Raw genomic sequence first — 22143 nt, 5'->3', positions numbered from 1 at the left:
GATGCAATTGTCAGCTGCCCATATGACGCCTGTGGGCCTCGCCGTCCTGGAAAAGGTGCCTGTCCGACGGACGACGTTCTTGCTTACAAACTATAACGATACTCTTACAAAAAGTTTGGGACTATTTGTTATTCTTATAAGCTCCTCCGTAAACGGCACGCAGCCGGGCGCCCGCGGTCGGGCAGTGCTCGGCGTGCGTTGGATTGGCGCAGAGCAGAGGCGCGCAAGGCCGCAGCTCGGCACTAGTGCTGGTGCGGCTTTGTCGGACGCAGCTCAGCGCGGCAGCGAATCATCTCTGCGGCGATCGATACGGCAATCTCAGGCGGAGTCACCGCCAAGATCTTCTCGCCAATGGGCAGGTGGATGCACTCGTTGACCCACTTCTCGTCTATGCCGCGCTCGATCAAGGTCTTGCGCGCAAACGCCGCCTTGCCCTTGCTCCCGATGCAGCCAACGTAGGCGGGGCGGGCAGGAGCCACCTGCTCGAGCACGTCGATGTCGCCGGCGTGACCATGCGTGAGCACGACCACGTAGTCGCGGCGCGTGACCTTGACCTTTGCGCCAATGTCCTGGAAGCTGCCGAGAATGACGCGCTCCGCCTGCGGGAAGAGCTCGGGGACGGCAATGCCCTCGCGGTCGTCGAACACCACGACGCGGAATCCCACGCTCGAGAGAACGGGGACGAGCGCCTGACCGACATGACCGCCGCCAAAGATGTACGCGATGGGATCTGGGCCGAGCGGCTCAGTAAAGCGCGCGCTCTTCTCGTCCCAGAGGGGCTCCTCGGACGTTGCCGCAGGGTCGTTCTCGTCAAGCTCGTCGACGCGAGCCAGCGTGAGCGACGGACTTTCAGGGTCGGACCAGTCCTCCTCGAGCACAAACCGCTCGCCGCGCTCGAGGCGGCCAAGAACGTCGCGCAGGAAGTCCGCCTCATTTTCCGATGAGCGCCGCAGCGAGACGAGCGCGTCTCCGCCGCATGCCATGGCGGTCTTGGCGTGCGTGTACCACTCGTATGCGCTGCCCTCCTCGCCCGAGAGCACGCGACCGAGGCGCTCCTGTGCCATCTGCTCGATGCGCCCGCCGCCGATGGTACCGATGAAGCTGCCATCAGAGAGCAGCGCCATGCGCGCGGGGGCGTGGCGCGGCATCGATCCGCGGGTCGCCATGATGGTTGCGATCGAGAAGGGCCTGCCCTGCTCGACTTCGTTCAGCAGCTGCCTGACGAACGAGGCATCGCGCATGGTCTCATGTGAGTCTGTCATGGTGTCTCCTCTCTCAGAGATGTGGTTTTCAGTTGAGGCGATTTGCGGTCGCCGTATGAGCGCGCCGCGCAGATGGGACCGCGCAAAGGGCCCGCACAGGCAACCTAGCCCTCGAGTCGACCAGTAAAGTGCAGGATTGCCTCGAGCACGCCTCCGCCGATGGCGCGCGCCTTGTCCGAGCAGGTGAAGCAGTGGCTCGGCTGGTTGCGCGGGTCGATGTCGCCGGACTTCATGCCGACGGTCACGGGGCAGCCTTCTTGAAGGAGCCCGCGAAGCACTCCGTCGATGGTTGCGGGCAGGGGCACGCCGCTTACGGTGGCAACGATTTCGCCCGCCTTCACCTTGTCGCCGATGCTGGCGATGGGATGGAAGGGGCCGTCTGCAGGCGCGCGCAGCACGCGGTCGGCGCTGTGACCGGCGACGTTTCCCGGGACTCCCGTGTTGGGGATTGGCGAGCCGTCATAGATGACGCGCCCAAGATAGTGGCCGCGCTTGGTCTCGATGGCCGCGTGGCAGTCGGCATTGGAGTCGGTGCCCGCATGGAAGCCGGGACCGACGCCAATCACGACGGGCGCCATGTCCTTGTTGGTGCCCAGGTTCTTCTTTGCGATGATTGCGTCCACGACAACCTGCGGCTTCAGCAGGGGGATGCAGGTGCCTTCGGGGTCAACGAGCACGGCGACGGTCCCCGTTGCGGCAACCTCGGCGGCTTCCTGCGCATTCGCGCAAAGCTTGGCCATGACGTCTTCCACTGTCGCCTCGCCAAGGCGGACAGCCTCGGAGAAGCAAACCGTGCGGCGCACCGATGTTGGCACGGCGACGTCAGTCATGACAATGCTTGCCCCAGAGCGATGAAGGCGCACGGCGATTCCCGTGGCCAGATCTCCTGCTCCACGAATGACTACCAGCATTTTGTTTCTCCCATCCAGCCGTTGTGCAAACGCGCACACAACGCATAGTATCAGCGGACCGTTCATGTCTTGTGGCGCAAAGCCTCTGCCAGCTGCTCCACCGTGCTTGTCGTGCTCAGACCGAGTCTAAAAGCCCGGACTTGCGCAAGTATCATGCCAGCCCGAAAATGACAAAGGAGCCGACGCAGGGGTCGCCGGCTCCGCATCAATGGTATGACAATTTGTTAGGCAACCTAATGAAGATTATTGATTTGCTGCCAACGGAGCGTGGGACCGTGTCAGTGGTAGGAAGCGGAGGAAAGACCACGCTTCTCCACCAGCTGGCAAAAAATCTTGGCGATACGGTGGTGCTTGCCACCACGACGCACATGCTCGTCCCCGAGCATTGCCCGCTTCTCACCGAGGCGACCGAGTTGGACGTTGAGCAGGCGCTTTGGTACAGCCGCGTCATCTGCGTGGGCGAGATGGTCGACGTGAACGGCACCCAGAAGCTTGCGGCGCCAAAGCTGCACTTCCCCACTCTTGAGGCGCTTTCCGACTGGGTGATCGTGGAGGCCGACGGCTCTAAGCGGCTTCCCTTGAAGGCGCACGCCGACTTTGAGCCAGTGATTCCAGATGGCAGCAAGCGCACGATTCTCGTTGTGGGGGCGTCCGGCTTTGGGCAGCCAGTCGAACAAGTGGTGCATCGCCACGAGATCTTCTCGCAGCTGACCGAATGCGAGGCCGACGAGCCGTGCACCCCCGAGCTCTATGCGCGTGGAGTTGCCGCCGAAGCCGCAGCGGGACGCATCGCCCCCGACGTTATCGCAATCAACCAAGCGGAATCGCCCGATGCGCTTGCCGCTTCCGCACGCTTTGCAAGTGCCCTTCGCGAGCAGGGCATCGACGTTCCCATAGCCGCCGGCTCCTTCCGCATGAACGACCTTCGCGAGCTGTAGCCGCCCAACGGCGACGGGGCGACGGGGCGGCGGGCCGGGTTGTACGGCCTATGATGCTGGGCGCTGCCAAGTTATGCGACTTCTGATGCCGCTTCTGCCAACTTGTGCGACCTCTGATGCCCGGGCTGCCGACTTGTGCGACTTCTGATGCCGCAAAAGTCGCGGAACCTGGCAGCCGTGTGTTGTGTGGGACCGAGAAAGAAATGATCCCGCTCATTGTGTGGGGCATTCTTCTCGCCCAGCCCTTCTAGCTGGGGATTCTCCGACTCCCCGGTTCCGTTGTGCGGGCTGCGGCGGAAGGCACCTGGCGCCCCTCGCGTTGTGTGGGGTTTCTCGCCGCCGAATCGGGCTCTCGGACAGAGGCTCTCTGCAAAGCCGCAGGTAGATAAATGGCATAGGCTCAGTAGCATTCTGAGCAGCCCCACACAACAGGACCGACGTCCGAAGAGGACTGCGCAGACCCTCACAACGCGGCTCGGGACCTGCGGGAACGACGGCAAGCCCCGCACGACGGGCAAGGTCGCCCAATCGCAGGTCCCACACAATGGGAGCATGCCTCCAGCCCGCCAGGTCCCGCGACTTCTGATGCTGAGGTCTGCCAACTTGAGCGAGTTCTGATGCCAGAATTGCCACCTTGCGCGACTTCTGATGCCCGGACTGCCAGGTTATTCGAGTTCTGATGCCGCAGAAGTCGCGCAACTTGGCAGGAGGGCGTAGTGTGAGGCTCGCCCCACTGTTGTGCGGGGCCACTCTAGCGGCGCAAAGACTCGGTCGCGGCAATCAGCTTGCGATAGACGCGCTCGACCATCCAGGGCTCGGACGAGAGCCGGCACACGTCGTCCAAATCCACCCAACGGACGCCGCTATTCTCGTCGGGCTTCTCTCGTAGCCGCTCTTCAGTCGACGCAACAACCAGGTAGGTCACATTGAGGTGCAGATGAGAGCCAACGTAGCGACCATGCCTCTCGTGTCCCAGCACGCAAAGGACCTCAAGCGAGAAGATTCCGCCCGCTGGAAGCTGCGCCACTCGAGCGTCTGCTACGCCCGTCTCCTCGGCAAGCTCCCGAAGCGTGACCGACGCGAGGTCTCGCTCGCCATCCGCATGGCCGCCAACCCATGACCACGACCGATAGATGTTGTGATAGACCATCAGCACGCGCGAGAGCGTTGGGTCCACCGCCCAAGCAGAGCAGGTAAAGTGCGCAAGCGAGCTGCGGTCGAAGACGTTCGGGTCGCTCTCCAAACGAGAAAGCATCAGCTTGCGGTCAACTTCCTCTTGCTCGCATTTTGGCTGGTAAGCGGCTATATCGCCCGCAAGGTCATAGCTCTTCTCGCCCATGTTTTCTCTCCCTCGGAAAAGACCTGCCAACGCTCTTCTTTCGCGATGCTAGCAAATCCGCCAGCAGCCAAATATGAAAGCAGCCCCGGGCGCGCGCCAAGGCGCACTCAGGGCCGCAAGTCGCAGACGTCTTGTCAACGCCAGGCTAGTCGCGCAAGAAGCTACTTGCGAGCGACGGCCTTGATCTCTACCTTGCCGCCGCCAGGAAGCGCAGCAACCTGGAAGGCGCAACGCGCAGGATAGGGCGCCTCGAAGAACTCAGCATAGATCTCGTTCATTGCGGCGAAGTCGTTGATGTCGGCGAGAAGGACCTCGGTCTCTACGACGTCGGCCATGGAGGAGCCAGCGGCCTCTAGGATGTTCTTGACGTTGGTCAGGCTCTGACGGGTCTGGCTCTGGATGTCGTCGCCAGCCAGCTTGTTGGTGGCGGGGTCGATGCCCAGCTGACCGCTCACGTTGATGGAGCCGTTGCTCTCAACGCCGGCAGAGTAGGGGCCAAGAGCCGCGGGTGCCTTGTCGGTAACGATTGCCTTCTTCATGAAAAACTCCTTCTTCTCGGCCCGCGGATGCGGGCAACGAATAGATAAACAAACTGCAGGTCAGAACCGGTGCCACGCAGCCGCAGGCGCCGCACGCCTCCGCTAGCGCGAGACGTACTGACCGGGCTTTGCGCCGGTAGGCTCGCCGTCGCGTGCAGCAAGCTGACCCATGACGTACGTCAGGTGTGCCTGACCGTGCGCCTCAAAGCCCTCGTAGGTAGTGTAATCGACGGCCTGGTGCTGCGTGGCGGCGCTGATGGTCCAACGCGCGGAAGGATCCCAAACGCAGACGTCTGCGTCCGCGCCAGCAACAAGGGCGCCCTTACGAGGATACATGCCAAAGACCTTGGCCTGACCCTCGGAGAGCAGATGCAGATAATCCATCGGCCCAAGCTGACCCTCAAAGGTGGTCATGATCAGTGCCGGACGATGCTCCACGCCAGGTCCGCCATTCGGGATCTTGGTGAAGTTGTCGCGGCCGCGGTCCTTCTGACCATGCATGTTGAACGAGCAGTGGTCGGTAGAGATCTGGTCAATCTCGCCGTTGCAGACGGCCTCGCGAAGCGCGGCGATGTCGGCAGGCTTGCGCAGCGGAGGGCTCATGACGTACTTTGCGCCAGCAAAGCCGTCCTCGCCCTTCTCCAGGTAGCGCGTATCGTCCAGCAGCAGGTACTGCGGGCAAGTCTCGACGCTCACGCGAACGCCGCGGCGCTTTGCCGCGCGAACCTGCTCGAGGCCGAGCTTGGTGGAAAGGTGCACAACGTTCACGCGCGTGCCGGTAAGCTCGGAAAGATACATCAGGCGCGAGATGGCCTCTGCCTCGCACTCGGCGGGACGGCTAAGAGGATGGCCCTCGGGACCAGTGATGCCTTGGTCAAGCATGCGGCGCTGCAGCTCGTTGACCAGCGTGCCGTTCTCGCAATGCACGCAAAGGATGCCGTCAAAGGGCTTGATGGCCTCAAGAAGCTCCATGGTCTGCGCGTCATCCAAGCGCAGGTGGTCATACGCAAAGTAGCTCTTGAACGAGACGACGCCCCGCTTGCGCATCAGAGGGATCTCCTCGCGCGTGTGCTCGTTCCAATCGGCGATGGCCATGTGAAACGCGTAGTTGGCAGTGCAAGTGCCGTCAGCGCGCTTGTGCCACTCGTCCAGCGCCTCGGTCAAGGTCATGCCCTTGTCCTGCGTGGCATAGTCGACGATGGTCGTGGTACCGCCGCAAGCAGCTGCGCGCGTGCCCGTCTCAAAGCTGTCGGCCGTCCAGTCCATGCCGGTCCAGCACTGCATGTGGGTATGCGCATCAATGAAGCCGGGGTACACGTAGCAGCCAGCGACGTCCTCAACCTTGGCGCCAGCCAGCTCGTCCTCGGAAAGGCCGCCTGGCACAACGCGCAAGATCTTCTCGCCAGCCATCTCAAGGTCGCCGCGCACGACGCCCTCAGGGGTTACAAGGTTTCCGCCCCTTAGCACTGTTCTTGCTTCTTCGCCCATCACAAAGTCCCTTCTGCGAAAGGCTCGCCGGAGGCATGCCCCCGACAGGCTCACCTACCCAAGTTTGACTCAATGCGCTCGAGGTCAGAGACCGTGTCAACGTCCTCGAGCTCCGCTTCGGATGTCGCTTGGACAAGCTGCGTCTGCGCCGCAAGATCGGGATTTCGGCGCAGAAGCTCGCCGCCGCCCACGTCGCCCTCAAGGCTGTGAAGCGAAGGCGCCATCCATGCAGGAAAGATTACCGGATTGCCCACGCGCTCGCCAAAGCAAAGCCGCGCCGGAACCTCCGGGCGCTTTGCAAAGGCGTCGAGAAGTGCCTCGACGCTTCTGCGAGAAAGCAGCGGCTGATCGCCCACGGCAAAGAGGTAGCCGGCTCGCTCCCCTAGCGCGTCAAGTCCGGCACGAACCGTGTCTGAGTGCAAAGGACCTGCCGGCTCGACGCAACGGACGCCGCGAGCAGCGCAAATGCGCGCCACGGTCTCCCATGGGCTCACAACCACAACATCCAAGCGGTCAACCAGAAGAGCGTCGAGCGCCCGCGAGACAAGCAGCCGCCCGTCCAGCTCCTCAACAAGCTTCTGGCGGCCAAAGCGCTCGGCGCGCCCAGCCGCCATCAGCACGCAGCCAAGACGGCTAGCGCCGGCACAGCCCGCGAACGAGGCCGCAAAAGCACGGTCCGACGCGACGCTGACACCGGCGCTCCAAAGCTCATAGCTGTGAATTATTGCCTTGCCCGCATCGGTCAGATGCGAGCTTCCGCCGCCCTCGCCGCCAATGGCGCGCTCGGTAAGCGAGACGCCAAGCGCCTTCTCGGCAGCATGGACGATGCGCATGGCCTTGGTGTAGCTCATTCCCATCTCGCGCGCGGCAGAGGAAAGGCTTCCCGTCTGCTCGACACAGCGAAGCAGCTCCAAAGGACCGGGCCCAAAGATGCGGGCACCTTCCTCGTCCAGCAAGTATGAGACTGAGCGCGGCTTCATGCGACCTCCCGAGAATTGCTACCCACGCACGATGGTACCCGTCTTGCCAGCAATGCCGTCGGCAGCGCGGTCAAGCTCGGTGATCAGCGACTTGCGGCCGGGAGCCGACTGAGCAAACTGCAGAGCGGCCTGGACCTTGGGCAGCATGGAGCCGGGGGCAAACTCGCCCTCGTCGATGTACTGCTGAGCCGTCTCGGGCGTGAGCTCGTCAAGCCACTTGACGTCGGGCTTGCCAAAGTGGATGGCGACCTTCTCGACGGCGGTAAGGATAACGAGGAAGTCAGCGTCCAGCTGCTCTGCCAGACGTGCGGCAGCGAAGTCCTTGTCGATGACTGCAGCGGCGCCCTTCAGGTGGTTGCCCTCGGTGTGATAGACGGGGATGCCGCCGCCACCGCAAGCGATGACAACGTGGTTGGCCTGGACCAGCGACTCGATGGTGTCAAGCTCGACGATTGCCTTGGGCTTAGGAGAAGCAACGACGCGCCTATAGCCACGGCCAGCGTCCTCGACGACGTCGTAGTTGCGCTCGGCGACAAGCTTGTCGGCCTCTTCCTTGGTCATGAACGCGCCGATGGGCTTGGTGGGGTTCTTGAAGGCGGGGTCGTTAGGATCAACCTCAACCTGCGTCAGAACGGTGGTGACGCCGTGCTTGATGCCACGGTTCTCCAGCTCCTCGCGGATGCCGTTCTGCAGGTCGTAGCCGATGTAGCCCTGGCTCATTGCGACGCACACAGAGAGCGGGCAAGGAATGTACTTCTCGGGGTTAGAACGGGTCAGCTGGGTCATGGCCTCCTGGATCATGCCCACCTGCGGACCATTGCCGTGCGCAACGATGACCTCGTTGCCCTGCTCGATAAGATCGACGATCGCCTTCGAAGTGTGCTTGACGGCAATCATCTGCTCAGGCAGGTTCTTGCCCAAGGCATTTCCGCCAAGTGCGACGACGATTCTCTTTCCCATTGCCCTCTCTACCTTCCCTTCCGAAAAATTGGGGCCGACCGCCCAGACCTTAGCCCGCGCGGTCGGCCCGCTTAGCCGCCCTATTGGCGCGGCATCACATCAAAACAGAAACTTGCTTGCGCTCTTAGAAGTTCCAGCGCTTGGTGCCAGCCTCCTCAAGCTCAGCGAGCTTGGCGACGGGGTCCTTGACCTTCTGCAGGAAGATCATGGCTGCAACGGCGTACGGCTTGTAGCTGGCCTCCTTGTACAGACCATCGCGGTGAGCGTCGAAGACGGCGTTCTCAACCTCGCCGTGCTCGCAAGAGACGCCCTCGATGTCTGCCGGCAGCGGGTGCATGTAGATGGTGTCCATGCCGTGAGCGGTCTTGTTCATGAGCTCGGTCGTGCAGTGCCAATCCATGTGGTTGGCGTTCTCGGCGAGCTGCTCCTTCTCGAGAGCGTCGATGCCGGCCTTGTCGCCCTCTGCATAGAGCTTGGTGCGGCGCTCCATGCTTGCGAAGGAAGCCCAAGACTTCGGGACGACGATGTCAGCGCCCTCGAAAGCCTCCTCCATGGAGTGGGTCTGCTTGAAGGTTGCGCCGGTCTCAGCTGCGTAGTTGCCAGCCTTCTCGACGAGCTCGGGCATCAGGTCGTAGCCCTCGGGGTGAGCCAGGGTGACGTCCATGCCGAAGCGAGGAAGCAGGGTGATGAGGGACTGCGGGCAAGACAGGGGCTTGCCGTAGGAAGGAGAGTAAGCCCAGGTCACAGCGACCTTCTTGCCCTTCAGGTTCTCAACGCCGCCGAGCTCGTTGATCAGGTAAAGGATGTCAGCAGAGGACTGCGTGGGGTGATCGGAGTCGGACTGCAGGGAGACGAGCGTCGGACGGTGGTCGAGGATGCCGTCAGCGTAGGACTGAGCTACAGACTCGGAGACCTCCTTCATGTAAGCGTCGCCCTCGCGGATGTACTTGTCGTCGCGGATGCCGATGACGTCAGCCATGAAGGAGATCATGGTTGCGGTCTCGCGGACGGTCTCGCCGTGAGCAACCTGGGACTTGGACTCGTCGAGGTCCTGGAGCTGCAGGCCCAGCAGGTTGGAGCCAGAGGCGAACGAGAAGCGCGTACGCGTGGAGTTGTCGCGGAAGTTGGAGACGGCAAGGCCAGACTGGAAGATGCGGGTGGAGATGTTGCGCTCGCGGAGGTTGCGAAGAGCGTCGGCAACGAGGTACATGGCCTTCAGCTCGTCGGTGGTCTTGTCCCACGTGTGCAGGAAGTCGTTGTTGTACATGTTGGAGTAGTCAAGGTTCTTGAGCTGGTCAAGAAGCTGCTGCAGCTTAGCGTCCATTTGCATTCCTTTCGAGATGGTTGCTGTTTTCCCGGTGGTTACTTACTTGATGTCGTTGCCGGTGAGGCTGGCGCGGAACTCGGTTGCGTCGCCGGTGGCCTGGCTGGGATCGTAGAGGTTCACAGCGGCAACGTAGAGGGCAGCGCAGGTGGAGAGATCCTGCTTGTAGGTGACCTCGTTAGGAGCGTGAGCCTGGGACTCGGCGCCAGGACCAAAGCCGACGCAAGGGATGCCATAGCGACCCTGGATGGAGACGCAGTTCGTGGAGAAGGTCCACTTGTCGCACAGAGGACGGCCCTCACGCTTGTCCATGGACTTCTCGCAGCCGATGCGCTTGTCGCCGAAGAGTGCCTTGTGGGCGTCGACGAGAGCCTTGACGTGCGGCGCGGACTCCTTGTTGATCCACGTGGGGAAGTAGGCCTCGGTCTCGTAGACCTCGCCAGTCCAGCTGGGACGGTCGTACATGTACATGGAGACCTTGACGTCGTCGCCGTACTTCTTGACTGCAGGAAGGTTGCGGACCTCCTCGAGGCAGGACTCATAGGTCTCGCCAGCGGTCATGCGGCGGTCGATGGAGATTGCGCAAGAGTCGGCAACGGCGCAGCGGGAGGGGCTGGTGTAGAAGATCTGGGAGACGGTGCAGGTGCCGCGGCCCAGGAAGCGAGCGTCCTCGTAGTGCTCGGGGTTGTACTTGGGGTCGAGCATCTTGACGAGGCCCTTGATGGACGTGGACTCGTCGCAGCCGTTGTTGTTGAGGGCGCGGACATCCTCGATGATGTCAGCCATCTTGTAGATGGCGTTGTCGCCGCGGTCAGGAGCGGAGCCGTGGCAGGAGACGCCGTGAACGTCGACCCTGATCTCCATGCGGCCACGGTGACCACGATAGATGCCGCCGTCGGTGGGCTCGGTGGAGATGACGAACTCAGGCTTGATGCCGTCGACGTTGTAGATGTACTGCCAGCACATGCCGTCGCAGTCCTCTTCCTGGACGGAGCCGACGACCATGATCTTGTAGCCCTCGGGGATGAGGTTCATGTCCTTCATCATCTTGGCTGCGTAGGTAGCAGCGGCAACGCCGCCCTCCTGGTCAGAGCCGCCACGGCCGCCGATGAGCTGGTCGTCCTCGAAGCCCTCGTAGGGGTCGAAGTCCCAGTTCTCACGGTTGCCGATGCCAACGGTGTCGATGTGGCCGTCGATAGCGATGATCTTGTCGCCGTCGCCCATGAAGCCCATAACGTTGCCAAGGCCGTCAACCTTAACCTCGTCAAAGTTGAGCTTCTCCATCTCAGCCTTGATGGTGGCGACAACCTCGCCCTCCTCGCAAGACTCGCTGGGGTGGGAAATCATGGCACGCAGGAACGCGGTCATATCCGCGTTGTAGCCATTCGCGACTTCCTTAATCTTGTCGTAGTCGAGCTCCTTCATGGGTCCTCCTTGCTTCGCCTTCCGAACTCTGCCAGATTGCTTGATTGGACTTTATGTCTGCCAACCAAACTTTTTGTTTGGTTGTCTCTATTAAAGCACGCTGGGGCGAGGAATCAAGGACTATTTCCGAACGGCAAAAATATGTCGTGAGTGGCTGTTTTCGCAGGGTAGACGGGTGGTCGGACGGTCGGCGAACGGGGCGCGCTGACTTATTGGGCGGCAAGGCCACCGGACCCACACAAATTGTTAGGTCCGCCTGCCGACAGCATGGTTGGCGTCCCGGCCGCTGCCAACTTGAGCGACTTCTGCAGCACTTTGCTGCCAACTTGCGCGAGTTCTGCAGCACTTTTGCCAAGTTGCGCGACTTTTGCGGCTGCAAAACTCGCACAACTTGCCACGGGCTCCTCGGGCTGCCAGGTTACGCGAGTTTTGCGGCACCTCCGCCATCGTGTGGGGATTCCCACACGATGGATTGCCCTGTTGTGTGGCTCTTCTCGGCGTTCCCGCAGGTCGCGGCTCCTATCGTGTGGGGATTCCCGCGACCGTTCGGGGGCGGCGCCCATTGTGTGGGACACGCGATGGCTCGAGCCCTCCAAGCCCCACACATCAGCGGCGGGCAACTGGGCAAACGTCGTCGCGACCCACACGACGGGCGCCCGCCCTTCTCGCCAGCCCCACACAATAGGACCAACCAAGCCGACCGCTCGCAAAGTCCCACACGATGGCATCAATCAACTGGGCAAACGCCGCCGGCCCCCACACGATGACCCCTCCCGCTCAGAGCGAGCCCCACACAACAGCAAGGCTGGCAAGTTATGCGAGTTGTGCAGCACTTTTCTGCCAACTTGCGCGAGTTCTGCAGCACTTTTGCCAGGTTGTGCGACTTCTGCGGCTGCAAAACTCGCACAACTTGCCACGGGCTCCTCGAGCTGCCAGGTTACGCGAGTTTTGCGGCACCTCCGCCATCGTGTGGGGTTTCCCACACGATGGATTGCCCTGTTGTGTGGGGCTTCTCGGCGTTTGCGCAGGTCGCGGATCCTATCGTGTGGGGTTCTCCGGGGCGACGCGACCGACGCCCCCATTGTGTGGGACACACGATGGCGCAAGCCTCCCGAGCCCCACACGACGGCGATCGCCAACTGGGCAAACGCCGCTGAGCACCACACGACGGGCGCCCGACCTTCTCGCCAGTCCCACACAACAGGACCGACCTCGCCGACCGCTCGCAAAGTCCCACACGACGGCGCTAGCCAACTGGGCAAACGCCGCCGGCCCCCACACGATGGCCCCTCCCGCTCAGAGCGAGCCCCACACAACAGCAAGGCTGGCAACTTATGCGAGTTGTGCAGCACCTTCCTGCCAACTTGCGCGAGTTCTGCAGCACTTTTGCCAGGTTGCGCGAGTTTTGCGGCTGCAAAAGTCGCATAACTTGCCACGGGCTCCTCGGGCTGCCAGGTTACGCGAGTTTTGCGGCACCTCCGCCAACGGCGAAAACGCCGCCGACCCCCACACGATAGACCCGTGCAAAGTAGCGCGACTTCTGATGCCGAGAAGGATGCCCGGCTCTTCTACCCCTCCCCCACGCCAAACAAAAACCCGGCAAGTCGCAATGACTTGCCGGGTCCCAAGGAAAGAAGGGGCTATTGTGCGGCTAAAGGCTACTCAGCGTCGTCGCTGGTCCAAGCGCCGTCCCAAACAACCCTGCGATAACGCTCGGGATCGGTGTCGCCCTCGGTCGAGAAGAGCAGCACCTGAGAATCCTTGCCAAGGCCAAGAGCGTCGCGGAACTCAGCGTAAGCAGGGTCGGTCATGATCGTGGAGATGACGCCCATGCCCACAGCGCCGGACTCGCCGGAAGTGACGGCGGGGTCGCCCTTGACGGGGGCAGCCAGCATACGCATGCCCTTTGCGGAGACCCAGTCGGGGCAGCTCACGAAAGCGTCAGCGTGGTTGCGAAGGATGTCCCAGCCGATGGTGTTGGGCTCGCCGCAAGCAAGGCCGGCCATGATGGTCTGAAGGTCGCCGCCGACAATGCGAGGATTGCCGTCAGCAGCAAGAGCGCCCTGGTACAGGCAGTCGGCAGCGCCGGCCTCCATGATGATGAACTTGGGCGGGTTCGTGGGGAACAGGTTGGAGAAGAAGCCAACCATGGAGCTGGCCAGCGAGCCAACGCCTGCCTGCACGAACACGTGCGTCGGGCGGTTCACCTCAAGCTGGCGAAGCTGCTCGGCAGCCTCGGCGGCCATGGTGCCGTAGCCCTGCATGATCCAGCTCGGGATCTTCTCGTAGCCCTCCCAAGCGGTGTCCTGAACGATGACGCCGTGCTCGGTCTGCTCGGCCTCCTTGGCGGCAAGGCGGACGCAGTCGTCGTAGTTGAGCTCCTCGATGGTGACCTTTGCGCCCTCCTTGGCGATGTTGTCATAGCGGGTCTTCGTGGAGCCCTTGGGCATGTGGACAACGGCGTTCTGGTGCAGGCGGTGAGCAGCCCATGCAACGCCGCGGCCGTGGTTGCCGTCGGTGGCGGTGAAGAACGTGGCGTGGCCGAAGTCCTTCTCAAGCTGCTCGGAGGTCAGGTAGTTGAAGTCGCACTCGGAGACGTCCTTGCCGGTCTCGTCTGCAATGTAGCGAGCCATAGCGAAGGAGCCGCCCAGGACCTTGAATGCGTTCAGGCCAAAGCGGTAGCTCTCGTCCTTGACGTAAAGGCCAGCAAGGCCAAGGCGCTCAGCCATGCCGGAAAGGTCAGCAAGCGGGGTGACGGAGTACTGGGGGAAGCTCTTGTGGAACGCGCGTGCCTTCGCGACGTTCTCCAGCGACATGATCGGGAGGTTCTTGTCCTCGCTCTTCGGCATCTTGTTGGTGACCCACTTAATCTTTGGCTCCATCGTGCTCCTCCTTGTTCAAACCCGGTTCGCAGAGCCTACTGCTACTGGCAAATAAAAAAGTTTGAAAACCAAACTTTTTGTTAGCGTCTTCAGTAAACCACTTTCTCAAGACTTTTCAAGGGGTGCGGCAAGTCTTGCCGCAAAAGGTCGTTTGCGAACGCCCAGCGGGAACTTCTCCACACATCGGCGCCCCTCACCTTTCCGTTGCAAGAAAAACCGCCTAACGAGAAGAACCCCGCATTTCCGCAGCTAGCGAAAACGCGGGGCTCAAAACTTTGGTGCATATTCTCGCGGCTTTTAGTCGGAGTTGACCGGCTTCAGGTTGCGCTCGTCCTCGGTGTCCTTCTCGGGCGGGAGGACGCTGTTCAAGATGATGGCCATGACAGCGCAAGGCGTGATGGCGGAGGTGCCGAAGATGGTGTTGACCCAGCCAGGCATGCCAGCGCCGGAAAGGGAGCCGGAAACCTGGGCGATGCCGATGCCGAATGCGACGGAGATGCCGAAGACGGTGCAGGCGCGCGGGGTCAGGCCGTCCTTAACAAGAATTCGGATGCCGTTCAGCGTGATGGTTCCGAAGACGGAGATGGTAGCGCCGCCAATGACAGGCTGCGGAATCATCAAGAGAAGGGCGGACAGCTTGGGGCAAAGGCCAGCGGCAAGGAAGACGCAGGCAGCAAGCCCAAAGACGTGCTTGTTGATGACCTTGGTAGAAACGATGATGCCGACGTTCTGACCGAAGGCGGAGGTAGGAAGACCGCCGAGGAAAGACGAGATGATGCTGACGAAGCCTTGGGCCTTGATGGCACCGCCGATTTCCTTCTCGGTAGGCATGCGGTCCATGGAACCAGCGGTGGAGGCGGAAAGGTCACCAATGAGCTGCACGTTGACCATCACGTAGACGACGGAAAGCGTGATGATCGCGGCAACGTTGAACTCGATGGGGTACGGCATGACTTGCGGAAGCGAGAACCAACCGGCATCCATGATGCCAGAGGGGTCGACCATGCCAAACGGGATGGCAACCAGGACGCCGATGAGCATGCCAAAGAAGATCGAGCCGAGCTTCAAGATGCCCTTGGCAAAGTTTGCAAACCAGAAGACCAGCGCAAAGGTGATAAGGGCGACGATCCAGTTGTTCAAGCTGCCGAAGTCAGCGGACCCAGAGCCGCCAGCCATGTAGCGAATGGCCGTCGGGTACAGAGAGACGCCGATGGTGAAGATGACGGTACCGGTTACCAGCGGCGGGAAGAAGCGACGGACTTTGCTATAGCAGCAGCCGAAGATGATTGCCACGACGCCGCCGACAAGCTCGGCGCCAAGAAGCGTGGAGAAGCCAAACTATCCGCCGATTGCCTGGAATGCCGGCAGGAATGCAAACGAGACGCCGGTCAGGATGGGCAGGCCGGAGCCAATGCGTCCAAAGAGCGGGAACTGCTGAAGCAGCGTGTCGATTGCGGAAAGCACAAGCGCCACCTGGATGATGGCGGTCTCCTGCTCCTCAGTAAAGCCGCAGGTAACGGCAATCATCATTGCCGGGGTGATGACGCCGGCGAAAGATGCCAAGACGTGCTGAAGCGCGTTGGGCAGCAGGTCGGATAACGCAGGCCGCCCTTCTCGCTTGAATAGTGCCTCGTTCGTTCCGTTCTCAGCTGTTGCTGTCGCAGCCATGCGCGCTCCCTTCCTACCCCTATGGGGCATCGGCTAACAGTCCCTAGGGACACACAATCCGTTCTAAATATTAGTGAGTTAGACAAACTTTTTGTAAGTTTTGGAACGTTTGGGGATAAGCGGTCGTGATTGCGCTGTAAACGGCGATATCTAACGGGTGCTCGGCAACACATGCGCCGAATTCGTTGATAGGATTGTCAGCAGATATCGAAAACCCCATTGGCCTTATGCAAAGAACGGAGAAGCAATGGAAGCCATGCCCGTAACTAAGATCCCGGAGCCAACGCCTTTGATTTCTGCTGACGAGGCGCGCCAGCTTGTGGCAGACGCCAAGCCCAACCGCTCGCAGGCGGAGGCAGACACGTTGGCCGCAAACGCCCTCCGCTGGGCCATGCACAACGCCGAAGGCCAGACCAGCACCCGCATTCGCACGTACGCCTCGTATGGCCGCACGTCCGTCATCCTGAAGTTTGCCCCCGGCGAGGCGGATTGCGCAGGAGCGGGCAACGCTTTCTACAACGACCTCATTGCTAACAGCAACGTACTGGTAGCTGACGCAATTTCGTCCATAATCCACGGTCGCGACCAAGCGCTTATCTCGCCGCTTCAGTCCATGCGCCTTTTGAACGAGTACAACGCAAAGCTGGTGGCTTTCCTTCGCCGCTTGAAGCGCGCTGGTTACGACGTCAAAGCTGGCGAGGAGCTTGCCGAGCAGGGCATTCACGACAACAGCACCGTCGTTGTCAGCTGGTAGAAGCGAGCAGTTGCATAGTTGATGGCCGCCCGGGCATTGCGACGCCCGGGCGGCTTTTTGCTGGGCCGCCGTCGTTGCTGCTGGCAGGTTGTGCGACTATTGCGGCGGTTCTCTGTCATGTTGCGCGAGTTGTGCAGCACTTTTGCCAGGTTGCGCGACTTTTGCGGCTGCAGAACTCGAATAACTTGCCACTCCCCCCTCGGACTGCCAGGTTATGCGAGTTCTGCAGCAGAGAAAGGCGCCTGATTCTTCCCCGCCGCCAAGTTAATCGACTTTTGCAGCACCTTTCTGGCAACTTATGCGAGTTGTGCAGCACTTTTGCCAGGTTGCGCGACTTATGCGGCTGCAGAACTCGCATAACCTGGCAGCGTCCTATTGTGTGGGGATTCCCACACGATGGAAAGTCCCGTTGTGTGGGGATTCTCGGCGTTTCCGCAGGTCGCGGGAGCTGTCGTGTGGGGATTTTCGAAGGGGCACGGCAACCTCCCCCGTTGTGTGGGACACACGACGGGGCGAGCCTCCCGAGTCCCACACAATGGAGCCGACCAACTGGGCAAACGTCCTTGCGCCCCACACGATGAGCGCCCGCCCTTCTCGCCAGTCCCACACAATGGAGCCGACCAGGCCGCAAGCCCGGGAAGCCCCACACAACGGGAAGGGCGACCTGCGGAAACGCCGCAGAGCCCCACACGATAGCCATCGGAGCTCGGCCAAGGGTCCCACACGATGGGCCCGTGGCAAGTTGCGCGACTTTTGCGGCACCTTCCTGCCACCTTGCGCGACTTGTGCAGCACTTTTGCCAGGTTGCGCGACTTTTGCGGCTGCAAAACTCGAATAACTTGCCACGGGCTTCTCGGGGCTGCCAGGTTATGCGAGTTCTGCGGTTGCAAAACTCGCACAACCCGCCACGGGCGCCCGACGCCGCCGGCACACTACCCGCGAGTGATGACGCAAGACTTAAGCCCGGACGCCCTGACGGGAGAGCCGCCAACAGTCACGCAATCGCGAAGCTTCTCCGGGTCCTCGACGACAGAGCCAGCAAGGGAGCTGGCGCCAGCATCAAGAATAAGCGACGAAAGCGTGGTAGAAGGACCCACAACCCACGTCGTGGCACCAGACGCCAAGCTCAGAAGCCTCGGCATCGTCTTGTTCGCCTCAGTCATGCCAGTCAAGAGCGCATAGTCGGCTTCGGGGAGAAGATACTCGCAAGCGCTGTCGGGCAAATCGATGTCCGATCGCGGCGAGCGCTCAAGAACGTACAGCTCGCCTTCCTTTGCCATGCCTTCCATGTTGGGAAAATGGCCAACCACAACAGTCTTGGCGGGGCGCCCTTTTTGCTTGCAGAAGTTATGCATCAGCTGCGGAACGGTGAAGAAAGGATCTCCCTCAAGCGCCCCTTTCCCGCTGTCCTCGCTTGTTGCAAGCCAAGACTCGTCGCCGTTGACGCCAGGAAGCGACGGCGTGTTGTACCAGGCATTCATTGCCGCAACGCCAATCGAGGCAGCCTCAAAATCCCAAGAGCGCACCAAGGCGGCAACCTCGGCAAGAGGACGCCCCACCAAAGAGCTGCGATTAAGGCGATGCCGCGTTCCGCCCTTGCACGTGCTGGCAACGCCCATGCCGCTTTCGGCCTCGACGTAGCTCCAATGGGCGCCCATGCAAACGTCGCGCACAAGCACGTCGGTCGGAATGCCGCCGAGAAGTTCCTCGTAAAGCGACCACGCGCCAAACCCAGTCATTTCTTCTCCCCTCGCCCCAAGCGGGGCTATCATCAAAACTTGTAACAATCCCCATGCAGGCAAGCGACTCTGACAACCGAAAACCTAAGGGGTGCCATGCTTTTCATTCTTACCGCTCCGCGCCAAACAGGAAAGACCCGCTGGCTTGAAGCCCTCGTTGCAAGCCTGCAAGCGCAAGGCGTCACGGTCTACGGAGTTCTTGCTCCGGGAATCTGGCAGCTGAATCCCGATGGCACGAGAACAAAGCTTGGCATTGAAAACGTCCTTCTCCCCGACGGCGAGAAGATCTTGTTTGCCACGTCGGCAGCAAACGATACCAGCATCAAAGACCACGTGCAGTCAAGCCGCGCTGGCTTGGGCTGGGCCATCTCCGACAAGGCGCTAGCCCGCGTGAACGCCCATCTTGCAAGCCTTTCTTCCGGCAAGGCAAACAAAGCGCAGCTTGAAGCCCCCGGTCTTCTCGTGATAGACGAGCTAGGCCCTCTAGAGCTCAAGCGTGGCGGCGGCCTGACTCAAGGCCTTGCGCTGTTGGACCAAGGTCCCACTCCCGCTTGGCCTCATGCCATCGCAATCGTGCGACCAGAGCTTACCGACCTTGCAGCAAAGCGCTTCCACCCCGCTTGGGGCTCCCCGTACCTCATTGAGCCCGGCGATGCAGCTTTCGCTTACATCACCGGGCTCTATCAAAGCTAAATTGCGGAAACTGACGCAAAACTTGCGCGCATATTTCCTTTTAACTTATGCGTTGGGAGTTGCGCCCTTCATAAGATCTGCAACTTCCTGGTCAGACAGGTCGTAGTTGTAGAAGGTCTTGTAGTACTCCTTCGCAACGTCAGTCGCACTGGTGTCGAACTTGTCGGGATAGCAAACGCGAGCAAACCACTGAAGACCAAGGATCTGGTTGACCGACGGAGGGCTGGAAAGCCAGTTGTACGGCTCGCCAGGAACCTGATAGTAGTTGTCGTTCGCGATTGCAGTGATGTCAGCCCAAGCAGGGTCGGAGGCAACGGTGTCATAGATGCTGTTGGGGCCAAAGACAATCATCTGAGGGTCAAACGAGGCAATCTGCTCAAGGCTGACCTCCTGGCCCATACCGGCGCCAGAAGCCTTCTCGACCACAACGACGTTGTTGGCAACAAAATCAACAACGGAGCCCTGGTAGCTGCCCTTCGCAATGGCGTTAAGGCCAGAGTCGCCAAGCAGATAAGCAACGTTCACGCGCTGGTCCTCGGGGATGGTCTGCATGACAGAGTCAACCTCGTCGTAAGCGTTCTTGCAGTACTCGGCAAGCTCGTTTCCGCGCTCTTCCTCGCCCAGAATCTCGCCAAGCTGCTGGTAAACCTTGTCATAGCTGTCCAGCGTAGCCTCAATGTGAATCACGGGGATGTTGAGGTCAGACTGAAGGGCGTCCATGTCCTCGACGATCGTGTCCTTTGCCTCGCCGATGTCGATGATAAGGTCAGGAGCCGCCTCGGCAACAGCCTCCTTGTTGAAGTCGCCCTTGCCGCCATAGATCTGGCCGAAGACAGGCAGGTTGGCAAGGTCCTCGCCAAAGTACGTCTTCTGCGCGTCAGTCAGCTCAGTGGCAAGACCGCAAAGCTTGCTGGAATCCATCGTGAGCATAACCTGCTGGGCAGGAGGGCCCGCAACGGCAACCTTCTGCACGTTCGTGGGGATCTCAACCTCACGACCGCTGGAGTCAGTGAAGATTCGGGTAGCGGACTGCTCGGTCGTAGTCTGCTCCGTTGTCTCCTGGCTCGTCGTGCTTTGACCGCTGCAGGCAGCGAGCGTCCCCGCAAGTCCGACGCTCAGCACTACCGCGCCGAGTGTGGCAAAAAGCCCCCTTCGCGTTGTCTGTCGGTCTTTCATTCGTGCTCCTCTCCTTGACAGCGACGGCGCCCGGACCTTCCAAGCACCTCCCGCCGCTCGTCATGCAAAAGAATTTATGAGTGCCGCGCCTTTGGGCCGGGCATGTCGCCAAGCGCGGTGGCTGGCGTGCAAACCCGCACGCGGTCATCAAATAGTGAACTAATCCGAACGTCGATTCCATACAGCTGGCTCATGAGCTTCTCGGTCACAACTTCCCCTGGAGCGCCAGCCGCTGCAACCTTGCCGCCTTGAAGCGCCACGACCTCGTCGGAGTAGCAATACGCTTGCTCAGGCTGGTGCGTTGACATCAAGACGGAATGGCCTTGGTCGGCAAGCTTTCGCGCAAGCGCCAGAACTCGCGCGGTGTTCGCAAAGTCAAGGGCGCTTGTAGGCTCGTCCATCACGATGGTCTTGGAGCCTTGCGCAACGGCTCGCGCCACAAGCACAAGCTGCTGCTGACCGCCGGAAAGCCGCGTCATGCGGCGATGCGCAAGCTCGGGGATGCCCACGCTCTCAAGCGCCGCCATCGCCCTGTCCTCGTGCTCGCGCTTTGGCGAGCGAAGCATGCCAAGGTCAGTGCCGCAAGACATCAGCACCATATCGACGACTTCGTAATCAAAAATGTTCGCATGCGCTTGCGGGATGTATGACATCTCGCGGGCGCGCTGGCGCACCGAAAGCGCCTTGATGTCGTGGCCGTTCACAAGGATTGACCCCGTGTAGCTGGGCATAAGCCCTAGGACGCAACGAAAAAGCGTGGTCTTCCCCACCCCGTTAGGGCCAAGAACGCAAGAAAGCGTCCCGTCCGGAATGGAGAAGCTCAAGTTGTGAAGCACTTCTCGCTCGCCGTAAGAAAACGAGAGGTCAGAGACGGTAAGGCTCATGCTCTATCCCCTCGTTTTTCTCGTGATCAGCCAAAGGAAGAAAGGCGCGCCGATGAAGGCGGTCAGGATGCCGATGGGGATCTCGGCGGTTGTGGCAAGGCGGGCGATGTCGTCCACAACAAGAAGGAACGTGCCGCCAAGAAGCATGCTTGCCGGAAGAAGATGCCGGTAGTCAGCGCCCACAAGCCCGCGAGCAAGGTGCGGGACCACAAGGCCAACCCAGCCGATGATGCCCGTGACAGAAACGCTTGAGGCGGTCACCAGCGTGGCCAGCACAATGGCAACGGCGCGAAGCCTGGGAGCGTTCACGCCCATGGTCATGGCCTCGTCGTCGCCCATCGTGAGGGCGTTCAAGCGCCATCTGATAGCGAGAAGACCGCCGTTTCCCACAAGCATGGGGAGGGCGACAAGCGCCAAGTCCTCAGTCCGGGCGCTGGTCAAAGACCCCATGAGCCAAAACGTGATGGCTTGAAGCTGCGCGTTAGGGTCGGCAACAAGCTTGATGTACGAGACGCCCGCCTGGAAAAGCGAGCTGACCATAACGCCGGCAAGAACCGTCACAAGAATTCGGTTTCCCTTTGAGAGCCGGCTCACCAGAAGGACGATCACGACGGAAAGCATCGAGAAGAAAAAGGCCGAAAGCGACGTCTGCAACATGCTTGCGGACATAAGAATTGCAAGCGATGCGCCAAAGGCGGCTCCTTGCGAGGCGCCTAGGAAGTCCGGCGAGACAAGGGGGTTTTGGAAGATGCCTTGAAACGAGGCTCCAGCGGCCGAAAGGGAGCAGCCCACGGCAAGGGCGAGAAGTACGCGCGGCAAGCGCACGTTAAAGAAAAGCGAAGCTTGCTGGTTTGTCCATGTCTGCTGGATGGGAGCGAAGGTCCCAGCAATCATGCGGGCGATATCGGGAACGGAAATGGTGTAGCGACCAAGCGTGAGGGATATCAAAGCTGCAACCAGCATGGCAAGGGCGAGGACCCAAATCACCAAGACAGGACGCTTATGTGCAACGCCCTGGGCGCCTTTGACCTTGCTGACGCTTCTCATTCGGTTTTCCCTCCCTCGCGCTCAAAGCGTTATTTCAATTAAAAAATAACGGAGGCTTATCTTAACCTGAATGACCAACAATAACAAGACTATTTGTCATATGGAATAACTTTTTGTCTTGAACGGGTGGTTTG

General features: G+C 60.8%; 17 protein-coding genes and 1 pseudogene. 3 read left to right on the top strand and 15 right to left on the bottom strand.

Features of this window, described 5'->3' with window-relative positions:
- Positions 1-242: 242 nt before the first annotated feature.
- Together ACOYJL_RS02550 and yqeB are read right to left on the bottom strand one after the other, a co-directional pair.
- A complete protein-coding gene (locus tag ACOYJL_RS02550; RefSeq protein WP_433568642.1) occupies positions 243-1262 on the bottom strand; it encodes an XdhC family protein in 1020 nt (339 codons plus the stop codon).
- Between the two features lie 104 nt (positions 1263-1366).
- Complete coding sequence (yqeB, locus tag ACOYJL_RS02545) at positions 1367-2173, bottom strand: selenium-dependent molybdenum cofactor biosynthesis protein YqeB (protein ID WP_433568641.1); 807 nt, start codon at positions 2171-2173, stop codon at positions 1367-1369.
- A 236-nt stretch (positions 2174-2409) separates the two neighbouring features.
- Here yqeB and yqeC point away from each other — a divergent pair, with 236 nt between their 5' ends.
- Complete coding sequence (gene yqeC, locus ACOYJL_RS02540) at positions 2410-3111, top strand: selenium cofactor biosynthesis protein YqeC (protein WP_433568640.1); 702 nt, start codon at positions 2410-2412, stop codon at positions 3109-3111.
- 751 nt (positions 3112-3862) lie between these two features.
- On the opposite strand, the gene ACOYJL_RS02535 is transcribed toward yqeC, so the two are convergent.
- From ACOYJL_RS02535 to ACOYJL_RS02495, 9 genes and pseudogenes are all read right to left on the bottom strand, one after another.
- Complete coding sequence (locus ACOYJL_RS02535) at positions 3863-4450, bottom strand: NUDIX hydrolase (RefSeq protein ID WP_433568639.1); 588 nt, start codon at positions 4448-4450, stop codon at positions 3863-3865.
- Positions 4451-4611: 161 nt separating this feature from the next.
- Positions 4612-4989, bottom strand: coding sequence for a Rid family detoxifying hydrolase (locus ACOYJL_RS02530; protein ID WP_433568638.1), 378 nt, complete (start codon positions 4987-4989; stop codon positions 4612-4614).
- A gap of 102 nt (positions 4990-5091) precedes the next feature.
- Positions 5092-6477: a dihydropyrimidinase gene (gene hydA, locus ACOYJL_RS02525; protein ID WP_433568637.1), complete on the bottom strand. Its 1386-nt coding sequence runs from the start codon at positions 6475-6477 to the stop codon at positions 5092-5094.
- A 50-nt stretch (positions 6478-6527) separates the two neighbouring features.
- Positions 6528-7457, bottom strand: a complete 930-nt coding sequence (locus ACOYJL_RS02520) for an NTP transferase domain-containing protein (RefSeq protein ID WP_433568636.1) — start codon at positions 7455-7457, stop codon at positions 6528-6530.
- Between the two features lie 18 nt (positions 7458-7475).
- Positions 7476-8417 (bottom strand): carbamate kinase, encoded by a 942-nt coding sequence (gene arcC / locus ACOYJL_RS02515; protein ID WP_433568635.1) that lies wholly within the window; start codon positions 8415-8417, stop codon positions 7476-7478.
- Between the two features lie 124 nt (positions 8418-8541).
- Complete coding sequence (gene ygeW / locus ACOYJL_RS02510; RefSeq protein ID WP_433568634.1) at positions 8542-9741, bottom strand: knotted carbamoyltransferase YgeW; 1200 nt, start codon at positions 9739-9741, stop codon at positions 8542-8544.
- A 42-nt stretch (positions 9742-9783) separates the two neighbouring features.
- Positions 9784-11166, bottom strand: a complete 1383-nt coding sequence (locus ACOYJL_RS02505) for a YgeY family selenium metabolism-linked hydrolase (RefSeq protein ID WP_433568633.1) — start codon at positions 11164-11166, stop codon at positions 9784-9786.
- A gap of 1658 nt (positions 11167-12824) precedes the next feature.
- Positions 12825-14048: a diaminopropionate ammonia-lyase gene (gene dpaL / locus ACOYJL_RS02500; protein ID WP_433568632.1), complete on the bottom strand. Its 1224-nt coding sequence runs from the start codon at positions 14046-14048 to the stop codon at positions 12825-12827.
- A 297-nt stretch (positions 14049-14345) separates the two neighbouring features.
- A pseudogene (locus tag ACOYJL_RS02495) lies at positions 14346-15716 on the bottom strand (uracil-xanthine permease family protein).
- Positions 15717-15972: 256 nt separating this feature from the next.
- Here ACOYJL_RS02495 and ACOYJL_RS02490 point away from each other — a divergent pair.
- On the top strand, positions 15973-16470 hold the full coding sequence (locus ACOYJL_RS02490) for a hypothetical protein (protein ID WP_433568631.1): 498 nt from the start codon (positions 15973-15975) through the stop codon (positions 16468-16470).
- 932 nt (positions 16471-17402) lie between these two features.
- Here the strand turns inward: ACOYJL_RS02490 and ACOYJL_RS02485 are convergent.
- A complete protein-coding gene (locus ACOYJL_RS02485) occupies positions 17403-18209 on the bottom strand; it encodes a Rossmann-like domain-containing protein (RefSeq protein ID WP_433568630.1) in 807 nt (268 codons plus the stop codon).
- Positions 18210-18305: 96 nt separating this feature from the next.
- On the opposite strand from ACOYJL_RS02485, the gene ACOYJL_RS02480 reads away from it, so the two are divergent.
- Entirely contained in the window at positions 18306-18902 is a 597-nt protein-coding gene (locus tag ACOYJL_RS02480) for a nucleoside-triphosphatase (protein ID WP_433568629.1), read from the top strand.
- 45 nt (positions 18903-18947) lie between these two features.
- On the opposite strand, the gene ACOYJL_RS02475 is transcribed toward ACOYJL_RS02480, so the two are convergent.
- From ACOYJL_RS02475 to ACOYJL_RS02465, 3 genes are all read right to left on the bottom strand, one after another.
- Positions 18948-20078, bottom strand: coding sequence for an ABC transporter substrate-binding protein (locus tag ACOYJL_RS02475; RefSeq protein ID WP_433568628.1), 1131 nt, complete (start codon positions 20076-20078; stop codon positions 18948-18950).
- Between the two features lie 74 nt (positions 20079-20152).
- Positions 20153-20962, bottom strand: a complete 810-nt coding sequence (locus ACOYJL_RS02470) for an ABC transporter ATP-binding protein (protein ID WP_433568627.1) — start codon at positions 20960-20962, stop codon at positions 20153-20155.
- A 3-nt stretch (positions 20963-20965) separates the two neighbouring features.
- The gene (locus ACOYJL_RS02465; RefSeq protein ID WP_433568626.1) at positions 20966-22009 is read right to left on the bottom strand and encodes a FecCD family ABC transporter permease; all 1044 of its coding nucleotides are present in this window, start codon (positions 22007-22009) and stop codon (positions 20966-20968) included.
- Positions 22010-22143: the final 134 nt, after the last annotated feature.

Origin of the sequence: Tractidigestivibacter sp. (assembly GCF_050946515.1) — a bacterium.
Taxonomy (GTDB): Bacteria; Actinomycetota; Coriobacteriia; order Coriobacteriales; family Atopobiaceae; genus Tractidigestivibacter.
This window is presented reverse-complemented; position numbering and strand designations above follow the sequence as displayed.

Coding starts and splice junctions, on each gene's coding strand:
- ACOYJL_RS02470 (WP_433568627.1), bottom strand. CDS start 20,962: ATGAGCCTTACCGTCTCTGACCTCTCGTTTTCTTACGGCGAGCGAGAA.
- ygeW (WP_433568634.1), bottom strand. CDS start 9,741: ATGGACGCTAAGCTGCAGCAGCTTCTTGACCAGCTCAAGAACCTTGAC.
- ACOYJL_RS02520 (WP_433568636.1), bottom strand. CDS start 7,457: ATGAAGCCGCGCTCAGTCTCATACTTGCTGGACGAGGAAGGTGCCCGC.
- hydA (WP_433568637.1), bottom strand. CDS start 6,477: ATGGGCGAAGAAGCAAGAACAGTGCTAAGGGGCGGAAACCTTGTAACC.
- ACOYJL_RS02480 (WP_433568629.1), top strand. CDS start 18,306: ATGCTTTTCATTCTTACCGCTCCGCGCCAAACAGGAAAGACCCGCTGG.
- yqeC (WP_433568640.1), top strand. CDS start 2,410: ATGAAGATTATTGATTTGCTGCCAACGGAGCGTGGGACCGTGTCAGTG.
- ACOYJL_RS02485 (WP_433568630.1), bottom strand. CDS start 18,209: ATGACTGGGTTTGGCGCGTGGTCGCTTTACGAGGAACTTCTCGGCGGC.
- ACOYJL_RS02475 (WP_433568628.1), bottom strand. CDS start 20,078: ATGAAAGACCGACAGACAACGCGAAGGGGGCTTTTTGCCACACTCGGC.
- dpaL (WP_433568632.1), bottom strand. CDS start 14,048: ATGGAGCCAAAGATTAAGTGGGTCACCAACAAGATGCCGAAGAGCGAG.
- ACOYJL_RS02530 (WP_433568638.1), bottom strand. CDS start 4,989: ATGAAGAAGGCAATCGTTACCGACAAGGCACCCGCGGCTCTTGGCCCC.
- arcC (WP_433568635.1), bottom strand. CDS start 8,417: ATGGGAAAGAGAATCGTCGTCGCACTTGGCGGAAATGCCTTGGGCAAG.
- ACOYJL_RS02535 (WP_433568639.1), bottom strand. CDS start 4,450: ATGGGCGAGAAGAGCTATGACCTTGCGGGCGATATAGCCGCTTACCAG.
- ACOYJL_RS02505 (WP_433568633.1), bottom strand. CDS start 11,166: ATGAAGGAGCTCGACTACGACAAGATTAAGGAAGTCGCGAATGGCTAC.
- yqeB (WP_433568641.1), bottom strand. CDS start 2,173: ATGCTGGTAGTCATTCGTGGAGCAGGAGATCTGGCCACGGGAATCGCC.
- ACOYJL_RS02490 (WP_433568631.1), top strand. CDS start 15,973: ATGCCCGTAACTAAGATCCCGGAGCCAACGCCTTTGATTTCTGCTGAC.
- ACOYJL_RS02465 (WP_433568626.1), bottom strand. CDS start 22,009: ATGAGAAGCGTCAGCAAGGTCAAAGGCGCCCAGGGCGTTGCACATAAG.
- ACOYJL_RS02550 (WP_433568642.1), bottom strand. CDS start 1,262: ATGACAGACTCACATGAGACCATGCGCGATGCCTCGTTCGTCAGGCAG.